This window comes from Agrobacterium sp. S7/73, assembly GCF_019355535.1.
GTDB lineage: Bacteria > Pseudomonadota > Alphaproteobacteria > Rhizobiales > Rhizobiaceae > Agrobacterium > Agrobacterium tumefaciens.
On the sequence record NZ_CP072137.1, the window covers coordinates 258069 to 282497 of the forward strand.

The 24429-nt window shown below is 59.2% G+C and carries 23 protein-coding genes; 4 read left to right on the top strand and 19 right to left on the bottom strand.

Going from position 1 to position 24429, the window contains the following annotated elements; translation table 11 throughout:
• Nucleotides 1–6: 6 nt before the first annotated feature.
• From J5276_RS16195 to J5276_RS16220, 6 genes are all read right to left on the bottom strand, one after another.
• Nucleotides 7–1101 carry a glycoside hydrolase family 105 protein gene (locus tag J5276_RS16195; RefSeq protein ID WP_112192317.1) on the bottom strand — a complete coding sequence of 365 codons (1095 nt, stop codon included), beginning with the start codon at nt 1099–1101 and terminating at the stop codon, nt 7–9.
• Nucleotides 1088–2659, bottom strand: coding sequence for a glycoside hydrolase family 28 protein (locus tag J5276_RS16200; protein ID WP_112192318.1), 1572 nt, complete (start codon nt 2657–2659; stop codon nt 1088–1090). Before J5276_RS16200 ends, J5276_RS16195 begins: the two co-directional genes overlap by 14 nt.
• Before the next feature lie 112 nt (nt 2660–2771).
• Nucleotides 2772–4037, bottom strand: a complete 1266-nt coding sequence (locus tag J5276_RS16205; RefSeq protein ID WP_112192319.1) for an ABC transporter substrate-binding protein — start codon at nt 4035–4037, stop codon at nt 2772–2774.
• Between the two features lie 43 nt (nt 4038–4080).
• Entirely contained in the window at nt 4081–5181 is a 1101-nt protein-coding gene (locus J5276_RS16210; RefSeq protein ID WP_013761411.1) for an ABC transporter ATP-binding protein, read from the bottom strand.
• Between the two features lie 2 nt (nt 5182–5183).
• A complete protein-coding gene (locus tag J5276_RS16215) occupies nt 5184–6068 on the bottom strand; it encodes a carbohydrate ABC transporter permease (RefSeq protein ID WP_019566471.1) in 885 nt (294 codons plus the stop codon).
• 4 nt (nt 6069–6072) lie between these two features.
• Complete coding sequence (locus tag J5276_RS16220; RefSeq protein WP_003517909.1) at nt 6073–6954, bottom strand: carbohydrate ABC transporter permease; 882 nt, start codon at nt 6952–6954, stop codon at nt 6073–6075.
• A gap of 211 nt (nt 6955–7165) precedes the next feature.
• On the opposite strand from J5276_RS16220, the gene J5276_RS16225 reads away from it, so the two are divergent.
• On the top strand, nt 7166–8092 hold the full coding sequence (locus tag J5276_RS16225; RefSeq protein ID WP_003517910.1) for an AraC family transcriptional regulator: 927 nt from the start codon (nt 7166–7168) through the stop codon (nt 8090–8092).
• 29 nt (nt 8093–8121) lie between these two features.
• Here J5276_RS16225 and J5276_RS16230 read toward each other — a convergent pair whose 3' ends face one another.
• The 8 genes from J5276_RS16230 to kduI all read right to left on the bottom strand — a co-directional run bounded on the left by J5276_RS16230 (nt 8122) and on the right by kduI (nt 15751).
• The gene (locus J5276_RS16230; protein WP_003517912.1) at nt 8122–9402 is read right to left on the bottom strand and encodes a TRAP transporter large permease; all 1281 of its coding nucleotides are present in this window, start codon (nt 9400–9402) and stop codon (nt 8122–8124) included.
• Entirely contained in the window at nt 9403–9924 is a 522-nt protein-coding gene (locus tag J5276_RS16235) for a TRAP transporter small permease (RefSeq protein ID WP_019566473.1), read from the bottom strand. It lies immediately after the preceding gene.
• Nucleotides 9925–10001: 77 nt separating this feature from the next.
• Nucleotides 10002–10979: a TRAP transporter substrate-binding protein gene (locus J5276_RS16240; protein ID WP_003517915.1), complete on the bottom strand. Its 978-nt coding sequence runs from the start codon at nt 10977–10979 to the stop codon at nt 10002–10004.
• Between the two features lie 146 nt (nt 10980–11125).
• A complete protein-coding gene (locus tag J5276_RS16245) occupies nt 11126–12004 on the bottom strand; it encodes an amidohydrolase family protein (protein ID WP_111789102.1) in 879 nt (292 codons plus the stop codon).
• Complete coding sequence (locus tag J5276_RS16250) at nt 12001–13137, bottom strand: D-galactarolactone cycloisomerase (protein ID WP_111789101.1); 1137 nt, start codon at nt 13135–13137, stop codon at nt 12001–12003. Before J5276_RS16250 ends, J5276_RS16245 begins: the two co-directional genes overlap by 4 nt.
• Nucleotides 13138–13161: 24 nt before the next feature.
• Nucleotides 13162–14073, bottom strand: a complete 912-nt coding sequence (kdgD, locus tag J5276_RS16255) for a 5-dehydro-4-deoxyglucarate dehydratase (RefSeq protein WP_003517921.1) — start codon at nt 14071–14073, stop codon at nt 13162–13164.
• Between the two features lie 113 nt (nt 14074–14186).
• Nucleotides 14187–14930: a 2-dehydro-3-deoxy-D-gluconate 5-dehydrogenase KduD gene (gene kduD, locus J5276_RS16260; RefSeq protein WP_065663049.1), complete on the bottom strand. Its 744-nt coding sequence runs from the start codon at nt 14928–14930 to the stop codon at nt 14187–14189.
• Nucleotides 14927–15751 carry a 5-dehydro-4-deoxy-D-glucuronate isomerase gene (kduI, locus tag J5276_RS16265; protein WP_003517924.1) on the bottom strand — a complete coding sequence of 275 codons (825 nt, stop codon included), beginning with the start codon at nt 15749–15751 and terminating at the stop codon, nt 14927–14929. The genes kduD and kduI overlap by 4 nt, the downstream gene beginning before the upstream one ends.
• 175 nt (nt 15752–15926) lie before the next feature.
• Between kduI and J5276_RS16270 the strand changes: the two genes are divergently transcribed.
• From J5276_RS16270 to J5276_RS16280, 3 genes are all read left to right on the top strand, one after another.
• Nucleotides 15927–16724, top strand: coding sequence for an NAD(P)-dependent oxidoreductase (locus J5276_RS16270; protein ID WP_065705287.1), 798 nt, complete (start codon nt 15927–15929; stop codon nt 16722–16724).
• Between the two features lie 134 nt (nt 16725–16858).
• Nucleotides 16859–17596, top strand: a complete 738-nt coding sequence (locus tag J5276_RS16275; RefSeq protein WP_174011907.1) for a FadR/GntR family transcriptional regulator — start codon at nt 16859–16861, stop codon at nt 17594–17596.
• Nucleotides 17597–17637: 41 nt separating this feature from the next.
• Nucleotides 17638–17955: a cupin domain-containing protein gene (locus J5276_RS16280; protein WP_003517929.1), complete on the top strand. Its 318-nt coding sequence runs from the start codon at nt 17638–17640 to the stop codon at nt 17953–17955.
• Nucleotides 17956–17967: 12 nt separating this feature from the next.
• On the opposite strand, the gene J5276_RS16285 is transcribed toward J5276_RS16280, so the two are convergent.
• The 5 genes from J5276_RS16285 to J5276_RS16305 all read right to left on the bottom strand — a co-directional run bounded on the left by J5276_RS16285 (nt 17968) and on the right by J5276_RS16305 (nt 24386).
• Nucleotides 17968–19200: a Xaa-Pro peptidase family protein gene (locus tag J5276_RS16285; protein ID WP_111800392.1), complete on the bottom strand. Its 1233-nt coding sequence runs from the start codon at nt 19198–19200 to the stop codon at nt 17968–17970.
• Between the two features lie 352 nt (nt 19201–19552).
• Nucleotides 19553–21556: an aldo/keto reductase gene (locus tag J5276_RS16290; protein WP_174011909.1), complete on the bottom strand. Its 2004-nt coding sequence runs from the start codon at nt 21554–21556 to the stop codon at nt 19553–19555.
• A 37-nt stretch (nt 21557–21593) separates the two neighbouring features.
• A complete protein-coding gene (locus J5276_RS16295) occupies nt 21594–22679 on the bottom strand; it encodes an ABC transporter ATP-binding protein (protein ID WP_019566480.1) in 1086 nt (361 codons plus the stop codon).
• A gap of 13 nt (nt 22680–22692) precedes the next feature.
• Nucleotides 22693–23529: a carbohydrate ABC transporter permease gene (locus J5276_RS16300; RefSeq protein ID WP_003517937.1), complete on the bottom strand. Its 837-nt coding sequence runs from the start codon at nt 23527–23529 to the stop codon at nt 22693–22695.
• The gene (locus tag J5276_RS16305; protein WP_003517939.1) at nt 23526–24386 is read right to left on the bottom strand and encodes a carbohydrate ABC transporter permease; all 861 of its coding nucleotides are present in this window, start codon (nt 24384–24386) and stop codon (nt 23526–23528) included. The genes J5276_RS16300 and J5276_RS16305 overlap by 4 nt, the downstream gene beginning before the upstream one ends.
• Between the last annotated feature and the right edge of the window lie 43 nt (nt 24387–24429).

The window sequence follows — 24429 nt, forward strand, 5'->3', positions numbered from 1 at the left end:
GCGCCGTCATCCCAAAAGCAGGCTTTCGGCATAGGCCATCATCAGCGGCCCGACGCCTTTGACGTCATCGGATACAACCGGCTCAGTCAGGTAATAATCCGGAGACCCATCGCGATAATTGCCCTCGAAACCGCCGAGGCCCGCAACATGCACGATGCCGGTGAGACGGACGATACCCCCTTCGTCCACCTTGAGCTGTCTCTCAAGCAGGGCCTCAAGCGCGGACCGGCCCGCCGAAAGAGCCGCATTTGCCTCCTCTCCCTGCAAAAGCCCCAACCGCGCAGCCCGCAGTAAGGCATAGGCGAACATCGCCGAAGCGGAGGTTTCCTCGTAGTTTCCGGCAAGATCCTGTTTGTCCAGCACCTGCATCCAGAGACCGGTTTTAGTCTGCCGGGCAACAATACCGGCCAGAAGCAGGCCCGCACGTTCCCGAAGTTCGATCGTTGCGCCATCAGCCGGCAACATCACCAACGCATCGACCAGCGCCATGGCGAGCCAGCCGACGGCGCGGGCCCATACGGCCGGGGATTGGCCGCTCACGGGATCGGCCCAGCGCTGGTTGCGGCTTTCGTCATAACCATGGACATAGAGCCCACCGGCATCCGCCGTCAGCGTGAGTGCGGTCGAGAATTGCTGTAGCGCATCGTCGATCAGTTCGGCGTCTCCAGTCGCCTGCGCATATTCGATCTGGAAAGGAAGTCCCATATAAAGGCCATCCAGCCAGACCTGATGCGGATAACGCTTCTTGTGCCAGTAATTACCGGAGCCCGTACGCGGATGGCTGCGGAGTTGACCCGCAAGATGTTCCGCCGCAGCGAGATAACGCGGATCGCCCGTTTCCGCTGCCAGAGGAAACAGAATGCGACCGGCAAGGATGTGATCGATATTGTATTCCTGCGGATCGTAACCGGCGAGCACTCCGTCTGCCGCTATCTGGGTGTCAGCCAGACGATGCAGATGTTCGTTCCAGCGCCGGTCGCCGGTCGCTTCGAACAGGTGCTGCAACCCCCGATAAACACAGCCATCCTCATAACACCAGCTTCCGCCCTTGTAGTGCCTATATCGGCTAGCGAATTGATCAAAATAATCAGTGGCTTTCATGGGTTTTCTCGATTGAAATCTGTGAGTGGGAAACGGCAGAGGCGCTCAGCAGCGCACGATCGTCGCAAATGATTTCGGCCTGTTCGAAAACGATCCCCTCATGCAGCATGGGGCGCACCCCATCGGCCATGATCGGCGGTGTGGCCACGGCTGCAGGATCACGCGAGACGATGGTGAGATTGCGAATGGCGATATTGCGGATTGGGGCCTCCGCTAAACCGAGAAAGACGCCGGCGGCATGGGCCAGATGGCGGATTTCCACATCTTCGACAGTAATTCCGTCGATAAACGGGGTCCCGTCGTCGACAGGTGCAGTGTCTCGCGACTGCACCCAGCCGTCATGCCCATCGGCATCGCAATGGTAATGGGCATTGGCGGAAAGCGCGGTCTGCACGCCATCCAGCAACACCCGGCGCATGGTGACATTGCTGACTGAACCGCCACGGCCCCGCCGCGTCTTGAGACGCAGGCCGCGATCCGTGCCAACCATGTCGCAGTCCTCTACCGTTACGTCATGCACGCCACCCGACATTTCCGAGCCGATCACCAGCCCGCCATGGCCGCGCTCCATCAGGCAATGGCGTACGCTGACGCCGCGTGTTTCCGCCAGATGGTCGTCCTCGCCGTTCGGCCCGCGTTTGCCTGCCTTCACAGCAATGCAATCGTCGCCCACTGAAAAGCGCACGCCTGATATCGTCACGTTGCGGCAGCTTTCCGGGTTGAAACCATCGGTATTGGGGCTGTTATGAGGAGCGCTGATTGTGAGACCCGCCGCTGTCAGGGTCTCGCACCCCTGTGGATGGACCGTCCAGGACGGTGCATTGCGAATGGTGAAACCGAAAAGCCCGACATTGCGGCAGGAGACGAGATGCAGGCCGCGCGGTCGGCGCGCGCCGTCACGGGTTTCTTTCGGCCAGCTCCACCAGTCGCCTCTGTCGCCGGAACCATCGAGAACGCCTGTGCCTTCGATCACGAGATTATCTGCGCCGATGGCATGGACCGGCGCAGCGAAACAGGCATCCGGTAGCCCTTCCCAACTGCCGAGCATGCGGCCCGTCTCATCGCGGGCAGGCAGGATCGGCCAGCCATTGCGTGTGGAGGGTGCGCGCAGCACGGCCCCTTCCGCAAGATGAAACGTCATGTCGCTTTTCAACCGCACGGGAAACGCTGTCCAGAGGCCGGCAGCAAATCGCAACGTGCCGCCCGCAGGCACGGCGGCGACTGCCTCTTCCAGAGCGCGGGCGTTGGCGCGTGCGCCGGCTTCGTCGTCAAGCGCAATATCCGGCGTCAGCGAAAATGCCGTCGCCTCGACAAGCCCCGCGCAGGGCGCTGTCCTGAACTCCAGGCTTGCGAACCCATCCGCTTCGAACACATACCGCGTATCCGGACGCAGATCATGCAGCAGCGTCACCACGGTGGTGGTTTTTCCGGTTCGTAGATCACCATTCAGCGAAGTCAGCCGCCATGCCGTCTGCGGCAGGTGATATCGCGCACCGGGTACGGCGAGGCAAAGCGCCGCCGTTCGCGCCGAAAGCGCGATAATAGAGGGTTCGTTCATGCTCGTTTCTCGTTGTTCGTGCATGCCCCGCCAAAACAATCGTCGGGAATGCCCATGTCACCCGGCAACCGGATAAAGAGCCCGCCGCCGCAGGGGCGGCGGGCCATTGTCGTCAATCGAATTTGGCCAGAACGTCATTGGTGGTATCGATGATCTGCTCAGCCGCCTCTTCCGCCGTCAGCTGGCCATAGGCATATTCCTCGAGCGTATCGATGAAGCCGGAGCGGATTTCCGGATGTTCGTTGAAGGGCGAAACTACCGGTCCCGATGCCGCCATGACGATGGCGTTGGCGGCGCGCACTTCCGGCTCACCCTTGTCGCCCAGACGCTGCGCCGCAGCCTTGGAAGCAGGCAGGCCGCGAGACGTGCCAAGCGCATCGATGCCCTCAGGCTCGTTCAGCAGGCAGTTCAGGATTTGCGCTGCCGCTTCAGGGTTCTTCGAGTTTTTCGAGATAGAAAAGACCATGGAAGGCTTGCGATAAACGCCTTCCGTTACGGCATCGGCGAGCTTCAGCATCGGCACGGGTTTCAGCACCTGCCTATCCTTCAGGGGATCGGCATATTTCGAATAGGTGGAATCCCATTCATAGGAACCAGCGATACGGCCTTCGGACCAGGACGGCTTTTCATAAAGATTGACGTTGCCATCGGCCGCTTCCTCTTTCTGGGAGCGAATGGAGCCAGTTTCCACCAGCTTGCCGACGAACGAGATACCTTCCGCCAGTTCCTCCGGCGTCCAGGCGACACGGTTGGTCTTGGGGTCGACCAGATCCCTGCCGGTTTTCTGCACCACGGCGAGTGTCACGAGAAGCTGGGCAGTCTCCTTTACGGCATTGAAGGTGTAGTGATCCTTGCCGAGCTTTTCCTTGATGGTTTTTGTTGCCGCGAAGAATTCATCCCATGTCTTGGGGATTTCAACACCAGCCTTCTCGAAGGTGGTGGCGTTGAAAAAAAACACGCGGCCGGTGGTGGAGACTGAAAGGCCCTGAAGCACCCCGTTCATAGAACCCGCTTCCAGATCCGTCTCGGCCCATTGCGAAAGATCGAGAGGTTTCAGCTGACGCAGATCAGCAAAACCTTCACCATTCTTGGAAAACAGCGGCAGCCATGGCCAGTTCACCTGAACGATATCAGCCTCCGTCTTGCCTGCCATTTGCGTGGTCAGTTTTTCCAGATATCCGTCGAAGCCGGTAAACTCACCTTTGACCGTGTGGCTGTATTTTTCACCGCAGGCGGCAATCGCCTTCTGAGTGGCGACATGACGGCTTTCGCCGCCCCACCACGACATACGCAGTTCCGCGGCACCCGCCGCAGGCGCAGCCACCGTGGCCATATAGGCAGCACCGGCCAGCATCGCCATTGTTCTCGTCATCTTCATTGTTCTTCTCCTCCTCGAAAAATCAGGCACGCTCGTCCCCTCCTCACAGCGAGACATTGCGGCCATCGGCCTTGTCGAAAATATGCAGCTTCTCGGGGTCCGGCTTCAGTCGCAGAATGCCGTCGCGCGCAAGCGCCTCGAATTCGGCTGCTCCCACCACGCTCACGAGCTTCTGTCCGCCCAGATCGGCATGCAGATAGACCTCGTGCCCCATGAATTCGGCGTTGGTCAGTTTCGCCTGCAGCGCCGGCCCATCGGCCTCACCGGCTAACGAAAGATGCTGCGGACGGATGCCGATGACGGCGTCCGCCGGTCTGGCTGAAAGCCGCTTTTCCAGATGGTCGCCTATCGGAAGACGTTGCCCACCGATGACGAACTCCGCCCCGTCGATCGCCACATCCACAAGGTTCATTTCCGGCATGCCAATGAAACCGGCGACGAACAGATTGGCGGGCCGGTTGTAGAGTTCCTTCGGCGTGGCGACCTGCATGATGCGCCCGGCCTGCATGACGCAGATACGGTCGCCCATGGTCATGGCTTCCGTCTGATCGTGCGTCACGTAGACGACGGTCGAAGACAGGCCCTCCGCCTTCAGCTGGCGATGCAGATCGGTAATGCGCACACGCATGGAAGCGCGCAGCTTCGCATCGAGATTCGAAAGGGGCTCATCGAACAGGAACACGCCCGGCTTCTTGATGAGGGCACGGCCCAAAGCAACACGTTGCGCCTGCCCGCCGGAAAGCTGTTTCGGCAGGCGATCCAGCAAGGGCTCGATTTCGAGAATGCGCGCGACATTGTCGATTGCCTTCTCGATCTCGGGCTTGGCAACACCGGCAATCTTGAGGCCAAAAGCAAGATTGCCGCGCACCTTCATATGCGGATAGAGCGCATAGTTCTGGAACACCATGGCAATGGAGCGCTTGCCGGGCGGCAGGTCGTTGACGCGCTGATCTCCGATGAGGATTTCACCGCCGGTGATTTCCTCCAGCCCCGCCACCATGCGCAGCGTGGTGGATTTGGCGCAGCCGGACGGGCCGACGAAGACCATGAACTCGCCGTCCTCGATTTCGAGATTGATGCCGTGCACGGCCTTGAAGCTGCCGCCATAGACTTTTTCGAGATTTTTAAGTTGAACGCTTGCCATTTTCAGCCCTTGACCCCGCCAGACGAGATCCCTTCAATGAAATACCGTTGCGCCGCGAAAAACACGACGAGCGCAGGCGCGATCGTCAGCACCGACATCGCCAGGATACGGTTCCATTCGAAGGCTTCGGTGGTGTCGATGGAGAGTTTGAGCGCCAGGCTCACCGGATATTTATCGACCGAGGACAGGTAGATCAGCGGTCCCAGAAAGTCGTTCATCGTCCACATGAACTGGAAAAGGCAGACCGAGATCAGCGCCGGCGCCAGCATCGGCACGACGATGTAGACCAGCGTCTGCAGACTGTTGGCGCCATCCACACGGGCGGCTTCCTCCATATCCGAGGGCAGCGAGCGCAGGAACTGCACAAGCATGAAGACGAAGAAGGCGTCACCGGCTAGTGCCGAGGGAACCCATAGCGGCAGGAAACTATCCAGCCAGCCGAGGTCACGGAACAGGATATATTGCGGAATGCGGGTTACGACATTGGGCAAAAGCAGGATGGCGATGACCGAGCCAAACAGGATTTTCTTCAGCGGAAAATCGAAGCGCGCGAAGGCATAGGCCGCCATGGTGCAGGAAATCGCCGTTCCGATGACCTTCGGCAGGATGATCAGGAACGAATTCCAGAAAAACCGACCGAAGGTGTACGGCGTGGAGGTCTCCCAGCCGCGGATGTAACCGTCCAGCGTTGGCGTCTCAGGAATGAAACCTGCACCGGAAAAGATCTCGGAATTGGTCTTGAAGCTTGCGCCGACCAGCCAGATCAGCGGATAGAGCATGATGAAGCCGACCGCGAACAGCAGCGTGTACCGGACAGAGGTCGATAACAGCCGGAGCCTTGCCCGGCGGGCGGCCTGCATGTCGTTTAAGGTTGCGATATCGGTCATGGCATCAATTCCGCTTGTCGCCGGCGTAATAGACCCACTTTTTCGAGGACCAGAAGGCCACGAGGGTCAGCACGGTAATGATGGTGAAAAGAACCCAGGCGATGGCGGAGGCATAGCCCATGTTGAACTTCTTGAAAGCCTCATCGTAAATATAGAGAGGCAGCAGATAGGTAGACTTCAACGGCCCGCCCTGGGTGATGATGTAAGGCCCGTTAAACTCCTGGAATGCCTGAACCATCTGCATGATCAGGTTGAAAAAGATGACCGGCGTCAGAAGCGGCAGGGTGATGAAGAAGAACGTCTTTACCTTTCCTGCGCCGTCGATTGCTGCTGCCTCATAAAGCGACTTGTCGATGGATTGCAGCGCGGCGAGAAAGATCACCATGGCCGAACCGAACTGCCAGCAGCGCAGCAGCGTGATTGTGAAAAGCGCATTGGCGGGATCGCCAAACCAGTCCACCGGCGACAAGCCGATTGCCGCCAGCGCCATGTTGGCCAGCCCTTCGCTGGCGAAGATGTAGCGCCACAGCACCGCAATCGCGATCGAACCGCCGAGGATGGACGGAACGTAAAAGGCGGTGCGGAAAAAATTGATGAATTGCAGCTTGTAATTGAGTATTGCCGCGATGAACAGCGCGAAGGCAAGCTTCAACGGCACCGTCAGAAACACATAAAACAGGGTGACGTTCAGGGATTTCATGAACGTGCGATCACGGGTGAAGAGCCGCTCGTAATTGGCCAGTCCCGCCCATGTGGGGTCACTCATCAGGTCGTAGCGGGTGAAGCTGAGATACAGGGAACCCAGAAACGGGATCGCCGTGAAAACCAGAAGTCCGATGATGTAGGGCGTCAGATATCCCAGCCCGAGGAAGCGATTAGATTTCATGACGCTCCTCCCCCACCCCGGAAAGGCGCGGATAACAGAATACAATTTCGTGCAAGTGATTCTCCCGGAACGGCTGACGGCGGGCGCATGATGGCGCGATTTCTCGCCGCAGCCGATCTCCTCCCTCATTGATACGGCGCGCATAAGCAGTTTGTGAGGTGACAAAACCAAATTTCCGAGCCAAGGTGAATTAACAAAGACGAGGAAAAAGATGGACGAAATCGAAGGTGGTATTCTCTCGTCCGTTCCGCCTGCGGCGCTCACGCTTAATCTCACGCGCGCCACGATCAAGATGGAGCACTCCCGCACCTGGCAGATCGACAAATCCAATCAGGTGGACGATCTCATTATCTGCCTGGAGGGTCGCGGGCATTATCTCGTGGACGGTGAAGCACGGGTGCTGGAGCCTGGCGACGCCATGCTGATTTTCAGGGGGCAGCATTTTATCGGCTGGAATGAACAGGCCGTCACCTATCGGGGAGTGGCACAGCATTTCACGCTGGATATTTACGGTCGCCACAACCTTGTCGCGCAGATGGACCTCAAGCCGAAACTTTCGCTGAGCCGCTGGCCGCTGCTGGAGCCGCTGGTGCGCCACTATCGGCAGAGCGCTCCGCCCTCCTCTGTCACGCTTGGCCAGCATCACCTGTTCATGGTGTTGCTGATCGCATTTATCGATGATGCATTTCTCGGATGGGTCGACCGTCCAAGTTTCCAGCCGGAAGGTGCGGAAGCCCTGGATCTGGCTGTCATGAAAGCGATCACGATGATTTCCGCCAATCCGCTCGACCCTGAAATCGCCGCAAGGGCGACCGACGCAGCCCCCTATAATCGCGACTATTTCCTGCGTGAGTTCCAGAAACGGGTGGGGCGCACGCCGAGGAAATATCAGGAATTCAAACGCATGGAACGTGCCATGCATTTTCTTGAAGCCGGGCTTTCAGTTGCGGCTGCGGCGGCAGAAGTGGGATATGGAGATCCCTATTATTTTTCGCGGATGTTCAAGCGCACATTGGGGTTGAGCCCCCGCGACCACATGAACAGGATACGCCGCAGCAGGCACGGCAATCTGATGGCGTTTGACGAGCACGAACAGCAGAGGCTGCTTGCCACCGAAATGGAAAAGGCCCCGGCATAGCGGGGCCTTCTTGCGATAAAGCTTTGGAACTACCGGAAAAGTGACGGCAGCCAGAGTGAAAGCGACGGGATATAGGTGACGGCGAGCAGCACGGCTATGCTGGCGCCGAAGAACGGCCAGATCGTTCGCATCGCTTCCCGTATCGTTATGCCGCCAACCGCACATCCCACGAAGAGCACCGTTCCGACCGGCGGCGTATTGAGACCGATACCGGCGTTCAGGATCATCACGACGCCGAAATGCACGGGATCGATGCCGAAGGCCTTCACGACAGGCAGAAGCACCGGCGTGGAAATGATGACCATCGGTGCCATATCCATGAAAGTGCCGAGCAAGAGCAGAATGACGTTGATGACCAGAAGCACGATAATCGGATTGTCCGAAATTGCGCTGATTGTCGCGATCATCAGTGTCTGTACCTGCAGAAACGCCATCAACCAGCCGAACGACGCAGCCGTGCCGATGACGAGCAGAACCATCGCTGTCGTACGAACCGCCCCCATCACCGCTTCCACGAAACCGCTCCAGTCCAGCTCACGATAGACAAGCATGGCGACAAGGAAAGCGTAGAGAACCGCAATGCAGGAGCTCTCCGTCGCGGTGAAGATACCCGAACGGACGCCGCCGAAGATGATGCCGATCAACAGAATGCCGGGAAAGGACGCCAGAAGATAATACATCAGCTTCGAAAAGCCGGGAAACGGCTCGGACGGGTAACCCTTGCGCCGCGCGACGATATAGGCGGTGACCATCAGGGCCGCAGCAAGCAGCAGGCCTGGAATGATGCCGGCGGTGAAGAGATCGGCCACCGAAACATTGCCACCCGCCGCGATCGAATAAAGGATCATGTTGTGCGAAGGCGGGATCATCAGCGCGATGATGGCGGCATTGACAGTGACGTTGACGGCGTAATCCCGGTCATAACCGCGCTTGGCCATTTGCGGGATCATTAGACCACCAACGGCCGAGGCGTCGGCGACAGCCGAGCCGGATATGCCGCCGAACAATGTCGAAGCGACGATGTTGACCTGCCCCAGACCGCCGCGCAGATGACCGACAAGACCGGCCGCAAAACGGATCAGACGATGGGCTATACCGCCGCGGACCATGAGGTCACCCGCGAAGATGAAGAACGGGATCGCCATCATCGCAAACACGTTCATGCCGGAGTTCATCTGCTGGAAGACCACGATGGGCGGCAGGCCGAGATAAAGAACGGTGGCGAAGGAGGCAATGCCGAGGCAGAACGCAATCGGCGTACCGATCAGCATCAGAAGGGTGAAGACACCGAAGAGGATTGTGTAAGCCATTTACGCGGCCTCCTGCACAAACACATCCGCCGCGATTTCCTCGCCGATGGCAAGATCGATAAAGCGTTCGGCTGCAAACAGCGCGATCAGAAAACCGCCACCGATCAGCGGGAAGAAATCCATGCCGCCCGGCCATCCAAGAACAGGGATCGTCGCCGTCCATGTTCCGGCAGAGAGGACGGTTCCGTACCAGCACATGCCAACCCCGAAAAAGAAGATCAGTGCCAGACTGGTCAGGTCCATCGCCGCCTGTATGCGCGGCGGCATCATATAGCGCAGAATATCCAGCCCCAGATGCACGCTTTCACGCACGCCCACCGCCGCCCCCAGCATGATGAACCATGACATAAGGTGAAGCGACAGCGGCTCGGACCAACTTGGTGAATCATTCAAAATATAACGGGCAAACACCTGCCAGCCGACGATAAGGGTCATGGCGACCATGCCGACGCCGGCGATGTAAAGTGACGCACGGCTGAGCGCGCCGAGAAATGGGCGGATCGCCCGCATGAAGTTTCGCATTTGCCTTCCTCCTCCAACCTCAGACCAATGACGACAAAAGAAAACCGGCCCTGTTGCCAGAGCCGGTTTTCCCTATGTCACTTGACGGCTTTTACCCGCTCAAGAAGGTCTTTCATTTTCGGATCGGTGACGAACTTGTCGTAGACCGGCCCCATCGCGGCGGCGAACTCTTCCTTGTTGACCTTGATGACGTTGGCGCCACCGGCGCGTACTTTTTCTTCCGAGGCCTTTTCGCGCGCACTCCACAATTCACGCATCTTGCCAACGGAATCCTTGGCTGCCTGACGCAGCAGCTTCTGATCTTCCGGCGAAAGCTTGTCATAGGAAATCTTGGAGATGACGAGGATTTCCGGATTGAGGGAATGTTCCGTCAGCGAATAGTTCTTCGCCACTTCATAGTGACGGGCGGATTCGTAGGACGGCCAATTGTTTTCCGCACCATCGACAACGCCTGTTTCAAGCGAGGAGTAAACCTCGCCCATCGGCATCGGCGTAGGGTTGGCGCCAAACGCCTGCATCATCGATATCCACAGATCCGATTGCTGCACGCGGATTTTGAGGCCCTTCAGGTCCGCCAGTTTTTCGATGGGCTTCTTGGTTGTGTAGAAGGAACGCGCACCGGAATCATAAAAGGCAAGACCGATCAGGCCGTGCGGTTCGAAAGCTGCCAGAACCTCATCGCCGATCGGGCCGTCTACGGTATTGTGCATGTGTTCCGTCGAACGGAACAGGAAAGGCAGGCCGAGAACGGTAGTTTCCTTGACGAGATTGTTGAAAGGCGCAGCGTTGACGCGGTTCATGTCGATGACGCCGAAGCGGGTCTGCTCGATGGTATCCTTTTCACCGCCGAGAACCGAATTGTTCATGACCTGCACCTTGATGCGGCCATTGGAGCGTTCCGACAGAAGTTCGCCCATATATTTCACGGCTTCAACCGTCGGATAACCGTCGGGATGAATATCGGCCGAGCGCAGGGTGATTTCCTGCGCCTTGGCGGAAACGCCTGACAGCGCGATCCCCATCGCGATGCACATCATGCTTGCAATCTTTTTCATTTCTTCCTCCTCCGTTGTAACAACGGCCCCACCCCTCCAAGGCAAACGGACCGAATTTTTCACGCCCATCCGGGCCGGCATGCAAAGACCTTTCATCTGCAAAGGATGATGGGGACCTCCCTTTCCCCAACTATCCCGAATTGAAACTACACCGCCTTGAGTGGCGGCAGCTTGAACAGGGCTTCTGGATTTTCCACCAGCGCTCGGTGACGGGCCGCATCGTCCGGCAGCCAGCCGAGTGTGAGCTCCGCAAGGCGGGCATCATCCGGATAGGCAGCCGTCTCACGGACCGAATTGTGCGGCCAGTTCGTCCCCCAGACGATCCGCTCCGGCGCATGGGCAGCGATACGGCGCGAAAAGGCTGCAACATCTTCGTAGGGCCAGGCGTCGCGCGAACTTTCATAAACACCGGCAAACTTGAACCAGAGATTGCCGCGATCGATGAGCTTCAAAAGTGCCGCCATTTCCGGGCCATCCGTGTCGATACCCCTGAAGAATTTTCCATGGTGGTCGAAGACCCAGCGCGAACGGATTTTTTCAAGACGCGGCAGATGATCGAGAAGCCCATTGCCGTCGAACTGAACCGCCACCATCCAGTCGGCCGCATGGGCACGCTGATCCACCACTTCCAGTTCCGATAGGTTCACCGCGCCGCCCGGCAAATCCATGATACGGGCGCCCACGGCACCGGCAGCGGCAAGTCGTTCCATGTCCTTTTCAGTCGTGTTCTCATCGATAATCACCACCGCGCGGGCTGCCTCGCCCATTTCTGCCACGCAGGCTAGCGTGTTGCCGTTATCTCGCTGTTGGGCGTTGCCCTGGGTGATGATGACGCGGTCGATGCCGAGCCATTGCATGAGCTGGCGATAATCCTCAGGCCCCGGCAGCGCACCCGGCGGCAGGCCCGGCCCACCCGGCAAGGCTGGATAACCGGGCAGATACATATGCATCTGAGTATCGACCGCCCCTTTTGGGAACGCTGGCTGCGGCGGTGTCCCGCTTAGTTTTCTGACAAGTTCGCTCATGGCTGTGGCATCCTGAATTCAACGAGTGCGTCGCGGTTGATCTCGATGCCGAGACCGGGACCATCGGGAATGGCGACGACACCGTTCACCGCCTCTATCGGCTGTTGCAGCACGGCCTGACGGAACGGATTATGCGTCCGATCGAATTCCATGATCGGCTCGACGGGGTTTACCCGCACCGGATCGGGCACCATCGCGGCCATGAACTGCAGGGCAGCGGCGATCTGCACGCCCGTGCCCCACACATGCGGCACAATGCGTACGCCGTGCAGCGTGGCAAGCGTGGCAATCTTCTGCGTTTCGGAAAAGCCGCCGCAGCCGCAGAGGTCGGGCTGGAGAATATCCACGGCACCGGCGGAAAGCGCCTGCCACATGCCGTAACGCCCGTGCCAGGTCTCGCCTCCCGCAACCGGGATTGGTTGGCCCGCCCGCACGCGAGCATAGGCATCGAGCTGCTCCGGAACCACCGGCTCCTCGAACCAGTCGATGCCGTATTCAGCCGCACGATTGCCGAGCGCGATGGCTTCGGTAACGGTATAGCCGTGATTGGCGTCGATCATCAGCCGCATATCCGGCCCGATCGCTTCGCGCACGGCGGCAATGACCGCAAGATCCTCCTCGATGCCGAAACCGATCTTGATCTTGCAGGCGTGAAAACCCTCTGCACGGCGCTCCGCCATCTCATTGGCATTGTCGGAGATGCGGTCGACCCCATCACGCTTGAAGCTGCCGGTGGCATAGGCGCGCACGCTTTCGCGCCAGCGCCCGCCGAGCAGCATGGAGATGGAGGTGCCGTAATGCTTTCCCTTGATATCCCACAGCGCGATATCGATACCGGACAGGGCGGTAATGCTGAGGCCGCGCTGGCCCTGGTCGCGCAGGGCATTGTAAAGCACAGCCCAGATCTTTTCGGTCTGGCGGGGATCCTGGCCAATAAGCCAACCGGAATAGGCCTGAACCACGGCGGCGTTCGGTCGCGCCGGACCGAGGCATTCGCCCCAGCCGACGGTCCCGTCATCGCATTCGATTTCGACCAGAACATGGGCACGCCGGTCAAAGCGCATGGATGCGCTTTCAAACGGCGTGGCCAGCCGATGTTCGAGCAGATGCGTGCGCACCGCTGTGATCTTCATCGTTCCCCTCCCGTTATACCTTGATCACACCTTGCGCTTGTGCGTGCCGATCAGGGCATCGAGCATGCCGATTTCCTCATTCGTCAGATCCTTCAGCGGCGCGCGCACCGGACCCGCATCAAAGCCCTGCAGGCGAACGCCAGCCTTGATGGCGGAGACAGCGTAACCCTTGGCGCGATTGCGGATCGCCATGAACGGATAGAAGAATTCCGTCAGGATGCGTTCGCAGGTGGCGCGCTCGCCGGCCCGCAGCGCCGCATAGAACTCGTTGGCAAGGCCCGGCACGAAGTTGAAGACGGCCGAGGAATAGGTCGTGAAACCGGCGCCGAGATAGGCTTCGGCAAACAGTTCCGCCGTCGGCATGCCGCCGAGATACATCAGGCGGTCACCCATCTTGGCGGTGATCTGGCGAACGAGACCGATATCACCGGTGCCGTCCTTGAAGCCGACGAGGTTCGGGCACTCATCGCAGAGACGCGCCAGCGTATCCGCCTGAAGCACCGAATTGTCGCGGTTATAAACCATGACGCCGATGCCGACCGACTGGCATATTTTCTTGATGTGCGCGTAAAGGCCTTCCTGCGGCGCATCGATGAGGTAATGCGGCAGAAGCAGGATGCCATCAGCACCGACTTTTTCCACCGAGCGTGCGATATCAACCGCAACTTCGGTGCCGTAGCCGCAGCCGGAAACGATTGCCGTTTCACCGGCCACTTCCTTGGCAGCCGAAACGATAGCAGGGATTTCATCCGGCTTTAGCGAGAAGAACTCGCCCGTACCGCCGGCGGCAAACAGCACCGGCGCCTTGTAACCGGCAAGCCATTCGACATGCGCCCTGTAGCTATCGGCCGCAAAACGACCCTCGGAATCAAAATGCGTTACCGGGAAGGAGAGCAGGCCGGAGCCAAGCGCCGCCTTGATTTGTTCAGGGTTCATAATCCGTATTCCTCTGCAAGTTCACTGACTGGAAGCCACCTAAACCGCTTGCCGCATATTTGTCAACAAGTCATCATACAAGTTATATGATGAATTTTGAAAACCGGCGCGCATTAGCGCGCCAGCCAGCCACCATCGACATTGAGGATGGCGCCATGCACGTAGTCGGCCGCCGGCGAGGCGAGGAAAACCGCCGCCCCGGCGATGTCTTCAGAATGCCCCCAGCGGCCTGCCGGGATGCGCTCCAGAATGGCCTTGTTGCGGGCAGCATCCGCCCGCAACGCCTCGGTATTGTTGGTTTCGATGTAACCGGGCGCAATGGCATTGACGTTGATGCCCTTCGCGGCCCACTCATTTGCCAGAAGCTTGGTCAGACCGGCAACGCCATGCTTCGCCGCCGTATAAGACGGCACGCGGATGCCGCCCTGAAACGACAGTAGCGAGGCGATATTGACTACCTTGCCCGGACGACCTTTCGCCAGCAATTCCTTGGCGAAGGCCTGCGTGGTGAAAAACAGCGCCTTGAGATTGACGTCCATCACCTCATCCCAGTCGAGCTCTGAAAACTCCACGGAATCGGCGCGGCGAATGATGCCGGCATTGTTGACGAGAATATCGAAATCGGCGTCGGCAAAGCTGTCCCTGGCGGCGAGTGGATCGGCAAAATCAATCGACAATGCGGCGGCCTTGCCGCCGTTCTTCGCGATCATGTTCAGCGTCTCGTCCGGCGCGCGGCGGGCGGCGCAGACAACTTCCGCGCCGGCCGCGGCGAGGCCGACGGCGATTGCTTGACCAAGCCCCGTATTGGCACCCGTCACCAGCGCCTTACGCCCTTGAAGCGAAAAGGGATTTTTCATTTCAGATCCCCCGGCTGGATGAAGTCCATGTCGGTATAATCGACATTGTCTCCAGCCATGGCCCAGATGAACGTGTAAGAGCCGATGCCAGCGCCGGAATGGATCGACCAGGGCGGAGAAATGGCACCCTCTTCGTTGGAAATGAAGAGATGCCGCGTTTCCTGCGGCTCACCCATCAGGTGCAGAACGCGCGACTTTTCATCCATGCCGAAATAGAGATAGGCCTCCATGCGGCGATCATGAATATGCGACGGAATGGTGTTCCAGACGGAGCCGTCCTCTAGCGTCGTATAGCCGAGCACGAGCTGGCAGCTTTCCATGACCAGCGGGTGGATGAACTGGTTGATTGTGCGCTTGTTGGAGGTCTCGGTCGCACCAAGCTTGACCTCCTTGCTGTCGGCAAGGCTGACGAGCTTTGCCGGCAGGCTGCGATGCGCCGGGCATGAAGTGATGTAGAACCGGCCCGCGCCATCGAAGGTCACCGCACCGCTTCCCGCACCGAGATACAGAACGTCGCCACGATTGAGCGTATACGTCTCGCCACCAGCGTTGACGGTGCCGGTGTCTCCGATATTGACGATTCCCATCTCGCGCCTGTCAAGGAACGACGGCGTCTTGGTTTCCTCGACCTTGTCCAGCATCAGCGGGGCACCATCAGGCACCGCGCCGCCCATGACGAAACGGTCGTAATGGGTATAGATCAGCCTGATTTCGCCGGAACGGAACATGTCGTTGGCGAGGAAATGCTTGCGAAGCCCATCGGTATCGAGCGTTTTTGCATATTCCGGGTTGACGGCCTGCCTTGTTTCGACGGTCAGCATCAAACTCATCCTTCATGATTGTTGCGTATAGGACATAATATATGTTATCCGCTTTTTGTACGATCTGTATGACAAGGTCAAGAGGAACCTGGATATCTCGACCACGCCGGAGACGTTGAATGGGGTTTCCCGCAGCCTCGATGATCCGCAGTCCATTCGTTTAGGGAGAATTGCAATGAAACGGCTTCTTGTTACCGGTGCGGCTGGCCAGCTCGGCCGCGTCATGCGCAAGCGCCTCGCACCCATGGCCGAGATATTGCGTCTTGCCGATCTTTCGCCGCTCGATCCTGCCGGGCCGAACGAGGAATGCGTGCAATGCGATCTGGCCGACGCCAGCGCCGTCGATGCGATGGTCGCCGATTGTGACGGCATCGTCCATCTTGGCGGCATATCGGTGGAGCGGCCTTTCGAGCAGATCCTTCACGGTAATATCATCGGGCTTTATAACCTCTATGAGGCGGCCCGCGCCCATGGGCAGCCGCGAATCGTCTTCGCCAGCTCCAATCACACGATCGGTTATTATTCCCAGACAGAGCGGCTTGGCCCCAACGTTCCCTTCCGGCCGGACGGTCTTTACGGCGTGTCCAAATGTTTCGGCGAAAGCCTCGCCCGCATGTATTTCGAAAAATTCGGCCAGGAAACGGCGCTGGTCCGCATCGGCTCCTGCACGCCGGAACCGCAAAATCACCGTATGTTGTCGACCTGGTTTTCGCAGGATGATTTCGTATCGCTGATCGAGGCGGTTTTCCGCGCGCCGGTGCTCGGCTGCCCGGTCATCTGGGGCGCATCGGCCAATGACGCGGGCTGGTGGGACAATTCCCACCTCGGCTGGCTTGGCTGGAAACCGAAGGACAACGCCGAGACTTTCCGGCAGCACATTGCCGAGACAACACCGCAACCAGACCCTAAAGATGCGGTGGCGCGTTTTCAGGGCGGCGTTTTCATCGACAATCCGATCTTCAAGGCGACGTGAAATGCCATTCGGGACCGACAGGCATGATAACCGGTCTTTCCTGCGCGTGCAGCGGGATTGCAAGCCGGACCGCGAATGACGTATCGAGGAATACCGGACGCTAACCTGCACCCTTTTTTAGAACGGCGATGACAATGACAAAAGCGATAACCTCCGAACCGGCAGCTCCGCAAGCCAAGACGCTTGTGGTGAAGGTTTCCGAGGAGCTCCGCAGCCAGATCGCCAAGGGCCGTTATAAGACAGGCGAGCGCCTGCCTTCCGAAGCGCAGATGACGCAGGAATTCGGCGTAAGCCGCACCGTGGTGCGCGAGGCCATCGCCTCACTGAGGTCCGACGGGCTGGTCGAGCCGCGTCAGGGTGCGGGCGTCTTCGTGCTGGAGCCAGCGCCTGTCGAGCGACGGCCGTTCCATAATGTCGATCTTGCCCGCGTCTCGTCCCTGATCGAAATGCTCGAACTGCGCACCGCCGTGGAAGGTGATGCCGCCGGTCTTGCGGCCGTTCGCCGCTCCCCGGCGCAGGAGGAGAAAATCATCGAAGCCTTCGATGCCTTCCGCGCCAGTGCCGCCAAGGGCATTCCGACAGCAGAGGCCGACTTCGCTTTTCACCTGGCCGTTGCCGACGCAACCAACAATCCGCGCTTCAGCGAGTTTCTACAGGTGCTTGGCCCAACGCTCATTCCGCGCCGCGCCGTTGCCGAAAACGGCAGGGAAACCGTGCTTTCACCCGCTGACCTCAACCGGCTTGTCGGTGAGCACGAAGCGATCCTGATTGCGATACAGGACGGCGACGAAGAGGCGGCAAGAAGCGCCATGCGCCACCACCTGAAAAGCAGCCAGACGCGTTACCGCGCCATGCTGCGCGCGCCGCGCTGAATTTCAAGCTTGAACGACATCGCATGACCGAGGAGAACGACATGCAGCAGCTTCCGACATTCCCCACCGTTTCACCCGACGATGGTGTTGAACGCACCGTGCTTTCCGAAGCGCCGGAGCTGATGGTGGTTTCGTTCCGCTTCAAGACCGGCGCCGAAGGCAAGCTGCACAACCATCCGCATGTGCAATCCACCTATGTCGCCAGCGGCAGTTTCCGCTTTTACCGCGATGGCGAAGCCTACGACCTGCAGAAAGGCGACAGCCTCATCATTCCCGGCCATGTCGAGCACGGCTGCCTCTGCCTGGAAGAGGGCGAGCTGATCGACTGCTTCACCCCGCGCCGCGACGACTTTCTCTGAACCTGGCCGGCCTCAGGCCCGGGACAAATCCCGCAGGGTGCGTGGCAGGCTGTTCATGCACTCTGCCCCTGCTGTGGTAACGAGAAACTGGTCCTCGATCATCAGCGCGCCTAGACCTTCGCCGTAAAACGGCGCTTCAAGTGCCACGACCATGCCCGGAAGAATGACCTCCTCATTGTCATGGGAAAAAAACGGCCATTCCTCGATGCCCACGCCGCCGCCGACGGAATGGCCGAAATGACCGCGATAATATTCGCTGAATCCGTCTTTGCGCATCGAAGCCAGCATGGCGGCGTGCACCGCACCGAATGTATTGCCGGGACGAATCGCTTCCAGCCCGCTGGCAAAAGCTGCCTCCAGCGCTTTGAAAATATTGGCCGCGAGCGGAGAGACCGCACCCCATGAAAACGTCCGCGCGCCATCCGACGAATAACCATCGACCAGCGTGCCAACATCGGCCTTGATCAGGGCACCGGGCGCGACGACCGCCGTCATATCCGACAGGGCCGGACCGACCGATATATAGTCCCAATGGCCGCTAAGCGAAAAACCCGACTTCAGGGCATGCGACTGAGCGCCGGCTTTCCACGCGTTGGAAAGCTGGCTGAGCGCCAAGCCCGGCCGCACGGCCGCCGCCATCTCGACCAGCCCGGCCTCAGCGGCCGCTGCGGCCCGCCTGAGAAGTTCAATCTCGCGCACGGATTTCACCGCACGCAGACGTTTCAGCACCGTCGAGCCATCAACCCAGGTCACAGCGGGCGTCACCTCACGAAGAGCCGAAAAATCGGCGGCCGGCATGAATTCGAGATCGGCACCGATACGCGCCGCAGACAGCCCGCGTTCCTGCAGAAGGTCGGCCAGCAAAACAAAGCAGGCGGCGCGATCGAATGTCTCCGGCCTCTGTCCGCCGGAATTGTTTCGGCGATAGGCACCGTCTACCTGCGAGACGTTTTCGACACCCGACATATCGACCATATCGATCCAGATGCGATGCCGGCGCAGATCGACATCAGGCGCGGCCTTCTCGACAAGAGGTGCGGCGTGATCGCTGACGACGGCGGCAAGCCCGGACGCAGCATCGGCTGGGACAAGCGCAATCGCCGACCCCGCCCTGCCCCACATCGTCGCAACACCGGCATTTGCTCCAACCGCATAACGGAAGGCTTCGGGCTGGAAAAGCACCAGCGCATCCATGCCCGCCTCACCCATCAACTGCTGCGCACGGCCTCGATCGATATCGCCCATAAGAACCTCGGTAGATTGTTTCACCCGCCGTGTTTTCAGGCGGGCGCAATAATATCAAGATCCCGATTTATCAGCGGCTGCTGAGAGAAAGAAGCAGGAAAACAAGATAAGGTAGGAGGTTGGGGATAGTCCTCCTATAAAACAGTGCTTTAGCACCACCACAGCATCCGCATTCCGTCACCCTGACGAGGTCGGGGGTCCAGCACGGTCAATTCCTTCATTGCAAAAGGCTCCGGCCACGGCGCTGACACACCGTGGCTGGATGCCGGGTCAAGCCCGGCATGACGCAGGAGAGGTAGCCGACTTTATCATCCATCCGGAGACCGCGGAAAACCCGCCGCCTCGTGTCGCGTCACGCCTCCAGCCACTTAACCTGCTCGGCCGTCAGCTTGATATCCAGCGAAGAAAGGCTGTCCTCCAGTTCGGCAATGGTGCGCGGCCCGATCAGCGGAATGACCGGGAAAGGCTGGGCGATGACATAAGCGAGCGCGATGTGGATCGGATGGCGGCCGAGTTTCCGGGCAAGCTCGATCGCCCGGTCGCGGCGGTCGAAGTTGCGGTCGGAATACCAGACGCGGACGATTTCCTCGTCATCTCGCTTGTCCCGCCCCGCCCGGTCGGTGAAGAAGCCACGCCCCTGGCTCGACCAGGCGAAATTCGGGATCTGGCGGGATTGGAGCCATGCCTTCCACTCATCGTCCGATGCCGCCACACACCCCGCCCAGATGGGATCGAGCATTTCGGCAAGCGAGAAATTGTTGGAAAGTGCGCCCGGCGCCTGCTTGCCGTTCTCTTGCGCATAGGCGGTGGCCTCGTCCATACGCTCGCGCGTCCAGTTCGATCCGCCAAAAATGCCCCGAATGCGACCACGCCGGACTTCGGCATCCATCGCATCGACAAATTCGCCGACCGGCACGTCGGGATTGTCACGATGCATGAAATAGACATCGACATAATCCGTCTTCAGACGCTCCAGCGACTGGTTGAGCTGCTTGGCGATCATGTCCGGATAGCAGAGGGGCGAATGCGCGCCTTTGCCGATCAGCACGATTTCTTCGCGCGGCACGTTGCGGCTGGTGTGCCAGTCACCGAATATGGCTTCCGTCTTGCCGCCGCCATAGACATAAGCCGTATCGAACAGATTGCCGCCCGCCTCATAAAAGGCATCGAGCGTCAGGGACGCGGAGGCGAAATTGGGGAAGAACTCGAAACCGAGCGCAACCACCGAAGCGGGTTTGGTGAGGCCGGGTATCTGCCGCTTCGGAACCGCATTGCCTGCCACGACCTTGCCACCGGCAAGATTCGTGATGCGAGAAGTTGCTTTTTCGACGCTGTATTCCAGGCCAACGGCGGCACGCCACTGGTCCATGACACGTAGATTGCCGAGACTGTCGGCCCAGCCCATGCCGGGCGCGCCGAATTCCTGCTTGCCCTGCCTTATCGCCTCACCTGCCGCATCGACTTCGAAGGAATAGAGCCAACGGTCTTCCGGCAATTCGATGGTTTCGACCTTGTCGCCCCTGAAAATATCGATCCGGCCGGTGCCACCCTTGTGGCCGGCGGCGAACCAGAAATCCTTGACTTCGATACGGCCTTCCGAACCGATGATGCGCAGCACATTGTCCTGGCCTGCCATGATCGAGCAGGAGACTTCGGCAACGATACCGTTCGAAAATTTCAGAACGGCCGAAGCCCATTCATCGACGCCCGACTGGCCGAGATGGGCCGCACCTACAATCTTTTCGGGTTCAGCAAAGGGTTTTCCATCGACTGCACCGGCAATCAGCCGCACCATGGATACGGGATAACCGCCGACATCGAGAATGCCGCCGCCTGCCGTCTCATTGGAAAACAGACGATGGTCGGCACGGAAAGACCCCATGTTAAAACCGAAACTGGAGCGGATGATGCGGATATCGCCAACGGCGCGGTTCCTGATCAACTCTACCAGTTTTGCCGTCTGCGGATGCAGGCGGTACATATAGGCCTCGCCCGCAAAGACATCAGCTTTTTTCGCTTCGTGGAAAATGGCGTCGGCGTCATAGGCGGAAAGCGCGATGGGCTTTTCCACCAGCACGTTTTTGCCCGCACGGATCGCCTTGATCGCCCATTCCGCATGGCCGGTATGGGGCGTGGCGATATAGACGGCGTCGATATGGGGATCGGAAAGCAGCGCATCGTAACCGTGGATGATGCGCGCGCCGGGAAAGGCGTCAGCAAGGCCGGGCTTGTCCGGATTGCGGGTGGCGATAGCCTCGAGCTTACCCGTGCGGGAATGGGCAATGCCGTCCGCAAAGGTCTTGGCGATGGTGCCCGGGCCGATAATGCCCCAGCGGATCGGTTGGTCGGTCGTCATGAAATCCTCGTCTTGACTTGCGTGCTTGGGAAAGGGTTCAGCGCAGGCGATTGCCCTGACTGTCGAAAAGAAATGCCTTGCGGGCGGAAAGACCGACCGTCAGCCGGTCACGATTGGCGACGTCTCGCGATTCCGGCCGCTCGATGACGAGTTGCTCACCGCCTTCCGTACGGGCATAGACATAGCTGGTATTGCCGAGGTGCTCGGCGACATCGACGTGGACGGTGAGATCGGCATCGCCCTGCCCGACATCAGCAAAATGTTCGGGCCGGATACCGAGCGAGACCTTGCTTCCCTCATCGAGCCGGTCCTTGATCGGCAGGGTCAGCCGCACGGCAGGATCGCTGTCGAGCGACAGCGTGACGCTTTGTCCACCCGTACCGATGACGGTCGCCTCCAGAAAATTCATCTTCGGCGAACCGACGAAACCGGCAACGAAACGGTTGGCGGGGTCGTCATAAAGATCGAGCGGGGCACCGACCTGTTCGATATTGCCCGCCCTCAAAACCACGATCTTGTCGGCCAGCGTCATCGCCTCAGTCTGGTCGTGGGTGACATAGATCATCGTGGTGCCAAGCTGCTTGTGCAGCCGCGAGATTTCCACCCGCATCTGCACCCGAAGTTCCGCATCGAGGTTCGACAAGGGCTCGTCGAACAGAAAGACCTGCGGTTCGCGCACGATGGCGCGGCCGATGGCGACACGCTGCCGCTGCCCGCCGGAAAGCTGCTTTGGCCGGCGTTCCATCAACTCGTTGATCTGCAGGATTTCGGCGGCTCGGCTGACACGCTTTTCCGTATCAGCCCTGGGATTACCGTTCATCCTCAGGCCGAAGGACAGGTTTTCGGCAACCGTCATGTGCGGATAAAGCGCATAGGATTGAAATACCATGGCGATGCCGCGATCGGCCGGATCGGCATCGTTGACCGTTCTGCCGCCGATACTGATATCGCCGTCCGATATATCCTCCAGCCCCGCGATCATACGCAGAAGCGTTGACTTGCCACAGCCGGACGGGCCGACGAAGACCACGAACTCGCCATCGGCAATATCGAGATCTGCACCATGGATGACTTTCAGCGCACCGTAGCGCTTGACGACATTCTTGAGCGAAAGTTCCGCCATGCGGTCTCTCCCCTTACTTGACTGCCCCGGCGGAAATGCCGGCGATGAAGTGGCGCTGCAAAGCCACGAAAACGATGAGAATGGGTGCGGTGAGCAGAACTGCACCGGCCATGATGCCGCCCCAAGACACTTTGGTGAGCCCGATGAGGGTGCCAAGTGCCACGGGTGCGGTCATCATTTCCGGGCGGGAGTTGATAAGCAGCGGCCAGAGATAATTATTCCAGGAAGCGAGGAAGAGGATGATCGACAGCGCCGCCATGGTGGGGCGCGCCAATGGCAGGGCAATGCGCAGGAATATCTGCCATTCCTTGACGCCCTCGACCCTTGCCGCATCGAAAAGCTCCGTTGGCATCATGGAAAAGGATTGCCGCATGAACAGCACGCCGAGCGAGTTAAACAGTGGCGGCACGATGAGTGCCACCCAGGTGTTGGCGAGCTTAAATTCGCGCGCCACCATGATGAACTGGGGAATGACGACAACTGCAAAAGGCAAGGTGATGGTGCCGAGAATGATGGCGATCACCACCGAGCGTCCGGCAAAACGATAGCGCGCCAGCGCCCAGCCCGCCATGGAGGTCAGAAACACCGAGAGAACCGTATAGATGACCGCAACGGTGATCGATATGAACATCGCCCGCAGGAAGTTGGTATCCGCCTGAAGGTTTTTGAAGTTCTCGATGAAATTGGTGGACGGGACGAGCACGATGTCGGGGCTGAAAATGCCAAAATCAGGCATTGTCGAGAACACGAACATCATCCACAGCGGAAATAGCCAGATGAGGGCAAGCGGCGTCAGCGTCGCATGCAGCGCGATCTTCTGCCAGAGAAGCGATCTGGATTTCGATCTCATTTCGGCTCCCTCCCGACCCAGAGATTAAGAAACGAAATGGCGATGGCGAGCGCCGCCATGGTGTAGGCGATGGCCGAGGCGTAGCCGAAATTGAGCGAAGTGAAGCCCTGCCGGTAAAGGAACAACCCCAGCGTTTCCGTACCGCCGCCCGGCCCACCCCTGTTGGTGATGAGGAAAGGCTCGGCAAAAAGCTGCATGGTGCCGATGACGGACAGGACCACGCAGAAAAGGATGATGGGTTTCAAAAGCGGCAGTGTGATGTGGAAGAACTGCTGCCGCTTGTTCACCTTGTCCAGTGTCGCCGCCTCATAGACATCGCCGGGGATGGATTGCAGGCCGGCCAGAATGATGATGGCGTTATACCCCGCCCAGCGCCATGTGACGGCGATGATGACCAGCGCCATGGCCGCATTGGCATTGTCGAACCACGAGATGGGCGAAAGGCCAACGGAAGTGATGAGCTTGTTGATGATGCCGAAATCGGCACTGAACATCAGCCGGAAAACTGCCGCATAAGCGACTTCTCCGACGACGACGGGTGCGAAGAAGGCAAAACGGTAAAGCGGGCGTACCTTCAACAGTGGCGAGTTCAGAAGTACCGCCATGACGGTCGCAAGCGCGATCATGACAGGCACCTGAATGACCAGAATGATCAGCGTATTGTAGAGCGCGTTATAAAACGCCGGATCGGAGACCAGCCTCCCCCAGTTCATGGAGGGCGCAAACCGCCAGGGATTGATGCGGGTGTTCTGAAACGACAGCATGAATGAGCTAACTATCGGCCAGACCCAGAACGTCGCGAAAATCAGAAGATAGGGCGCAAGGAACGCATAAGCGATCCTGTTCCTTGACGGCATGACGACCTCCAGATGCGATGGTTGGAAAGCTTGGAGAGGCCGG

Bases quoted from the DNA above. Each gene is read 5' to 3' on its own strand.
- J5276_RS16285 (WP_111800392.1), bottom strand. From the start codon at position 19,200: ATGGGCGATATCGATCGAGGCCGTGCGCAGCAGTTGATGGGTGAGGCG.
- J5276_RS16300 (WP_003517937.1), bottom strand. From the start codon at position 23,529: ATGAGATCGAAATCCAGATCGCTTCTCTGGCAGAAGATCGCGCTGCAT.
- kduD (WP_065663049.1), bottom strand. From the start codon at position 14,930: ATGAAAAATCCCTTTTCGCTTCAAGGGCGTAAGGCGCTGGTGACGGGT.
- J5276_RS16250 (WP_111789101.1), bottom strand. From the start codon at position 13,137: ATGAAGATCACAGCGGTGCGCACGCATCTGCTCGAACATCGGCTGGCC.
- J5276_RS16200 (WP_112192318.1), bottom strand. From the start codon at position 2,659: ATGAACGAACCCTCTATTATCGCGCTTTCGGCGCGAACGGCGGCGCTT.
- J5276_RS16205 (WP_112192319.1), bottom strand. From the start codon at position 4,037: ATGAAGATGACGAGAACAATGGCGATGCTGGCCGGTGCTGCCTATATG.
- J5276_RS16235 (WP_019566473.1), bottom strand. From the start codon at position 9,924: ATGCGAAACTTCATGCGGGCGATCCGCCCATTTCTCGGCGCGCTCAGC.
- J5276_RS16270 (WP_065705287.1), top strand. From the start codon at position 15,927: ATGAAACGGCTTCTTGTTACCGGTGCGGCTGGCCAGCTCGGCCGCGTC.
- J5276_RS16215 (WP_019566471.1), bottom strand. From the start codon at position 6,068: ATGACCGATATCGCAACCTTAAACGACATGCAGGCCGCCCGCCGGGCA.
- J5276_RS16305 (WP_003517939.1), bottom strand. From the start codon at position 24,386: ATGCCGTCAAGGAACAGGATCGCTTATGCGTTCCTTGCGCCCTATCTT.
- J5276_RS16245 (WP_111789102.1), bottom strand. From the start codon at position 12,004: ATGAGCGAACTTGTCAGAAAACTAAGCGGGACACCGCCGCAGCCAGCG.
- J5276_RS16225 (WP_003517910.1), top strand. From the start codon at position 7,166: ATGGACGAAATCGAAGGTGGTATTCTCTCGTCCGTTCCGCCTGCGGCG.
- J5276_RS16230 (WP_003517912.1), bottom strand. From the start codon at position 9,402: ATGGCTTACACAATCCTCTTCGGTGTCTTCACCCTTCTGATGCTGATC.
- J5276_RS16220 (WP_003517909.1), bottom strand. From the start codon at position 6,954: ATGAAATCTAATCGCTTCCTCGGGCTGGGATATCTGACGCCCTACATC.
- J5276_RS16295 (WP_019566480.1), bottom strand. From the start codon at position 22,679: ATGGCGGAACTTTCGCTCAAGAATGTCGTCAAGCGCTACGGTGCGCTG.
- J5276_RS16290 (WP_174011909.1), bottom strand. From the start codon at position 21,556: ATGACGACCGACCAACCGATCCGCTGGGGCATTATCGGCCCGGGCACC.
- J5276_RS16275 (WP_174011907.1), top strand. From the start codon at position 16,859: ATGACAAAAGCGATAACCTCCGAACCGGCAGCTCCGCAAGCCAAGACG.
- J5276_RS16240 (WP_003517915.1), bottom strand. From the start codon at position 10,979: ATGAAAAAGATTGCAAGCATGATGTGCATCGCGATGGGGATCGCGCTG.
- J5276_RS16210 (WP_013761411.1), bottom strand. From the start codon at position 5,181: ATGGCAAGCGTTCAACTTAAAAATCTCGAAAAAGTCTATGGCGGCAGC.
- kdgD (WP_003517921.1), bottom strand. From the start codon at position 14,073: ATGAACCCTGAACAAATCAAGGCGGCGCTTGGCTCCGGCCTGCTCTCC.
- J5276_RS16280 (WP_003517929.1), top strand. From the start codon at position 17,638: ATGCAGCAGCTTCCGACATTCCCCACCGTTTCACCCGACGATGGTGTT.
- kduI (WP_003517924.1), bottom strand. From the start codon at position 15,751: ATGCTGACCGTCGAAACAAGGCAGGCCGTCAACCCGGAATATGCAAAA.
- J5276_RS16195 (WP_112192317.1), bottom strand. From the start codon at position 1,101: ATGAAAGCCACTGATTATTTTGATCAATTCGCTAGCCGATATAGGCAC.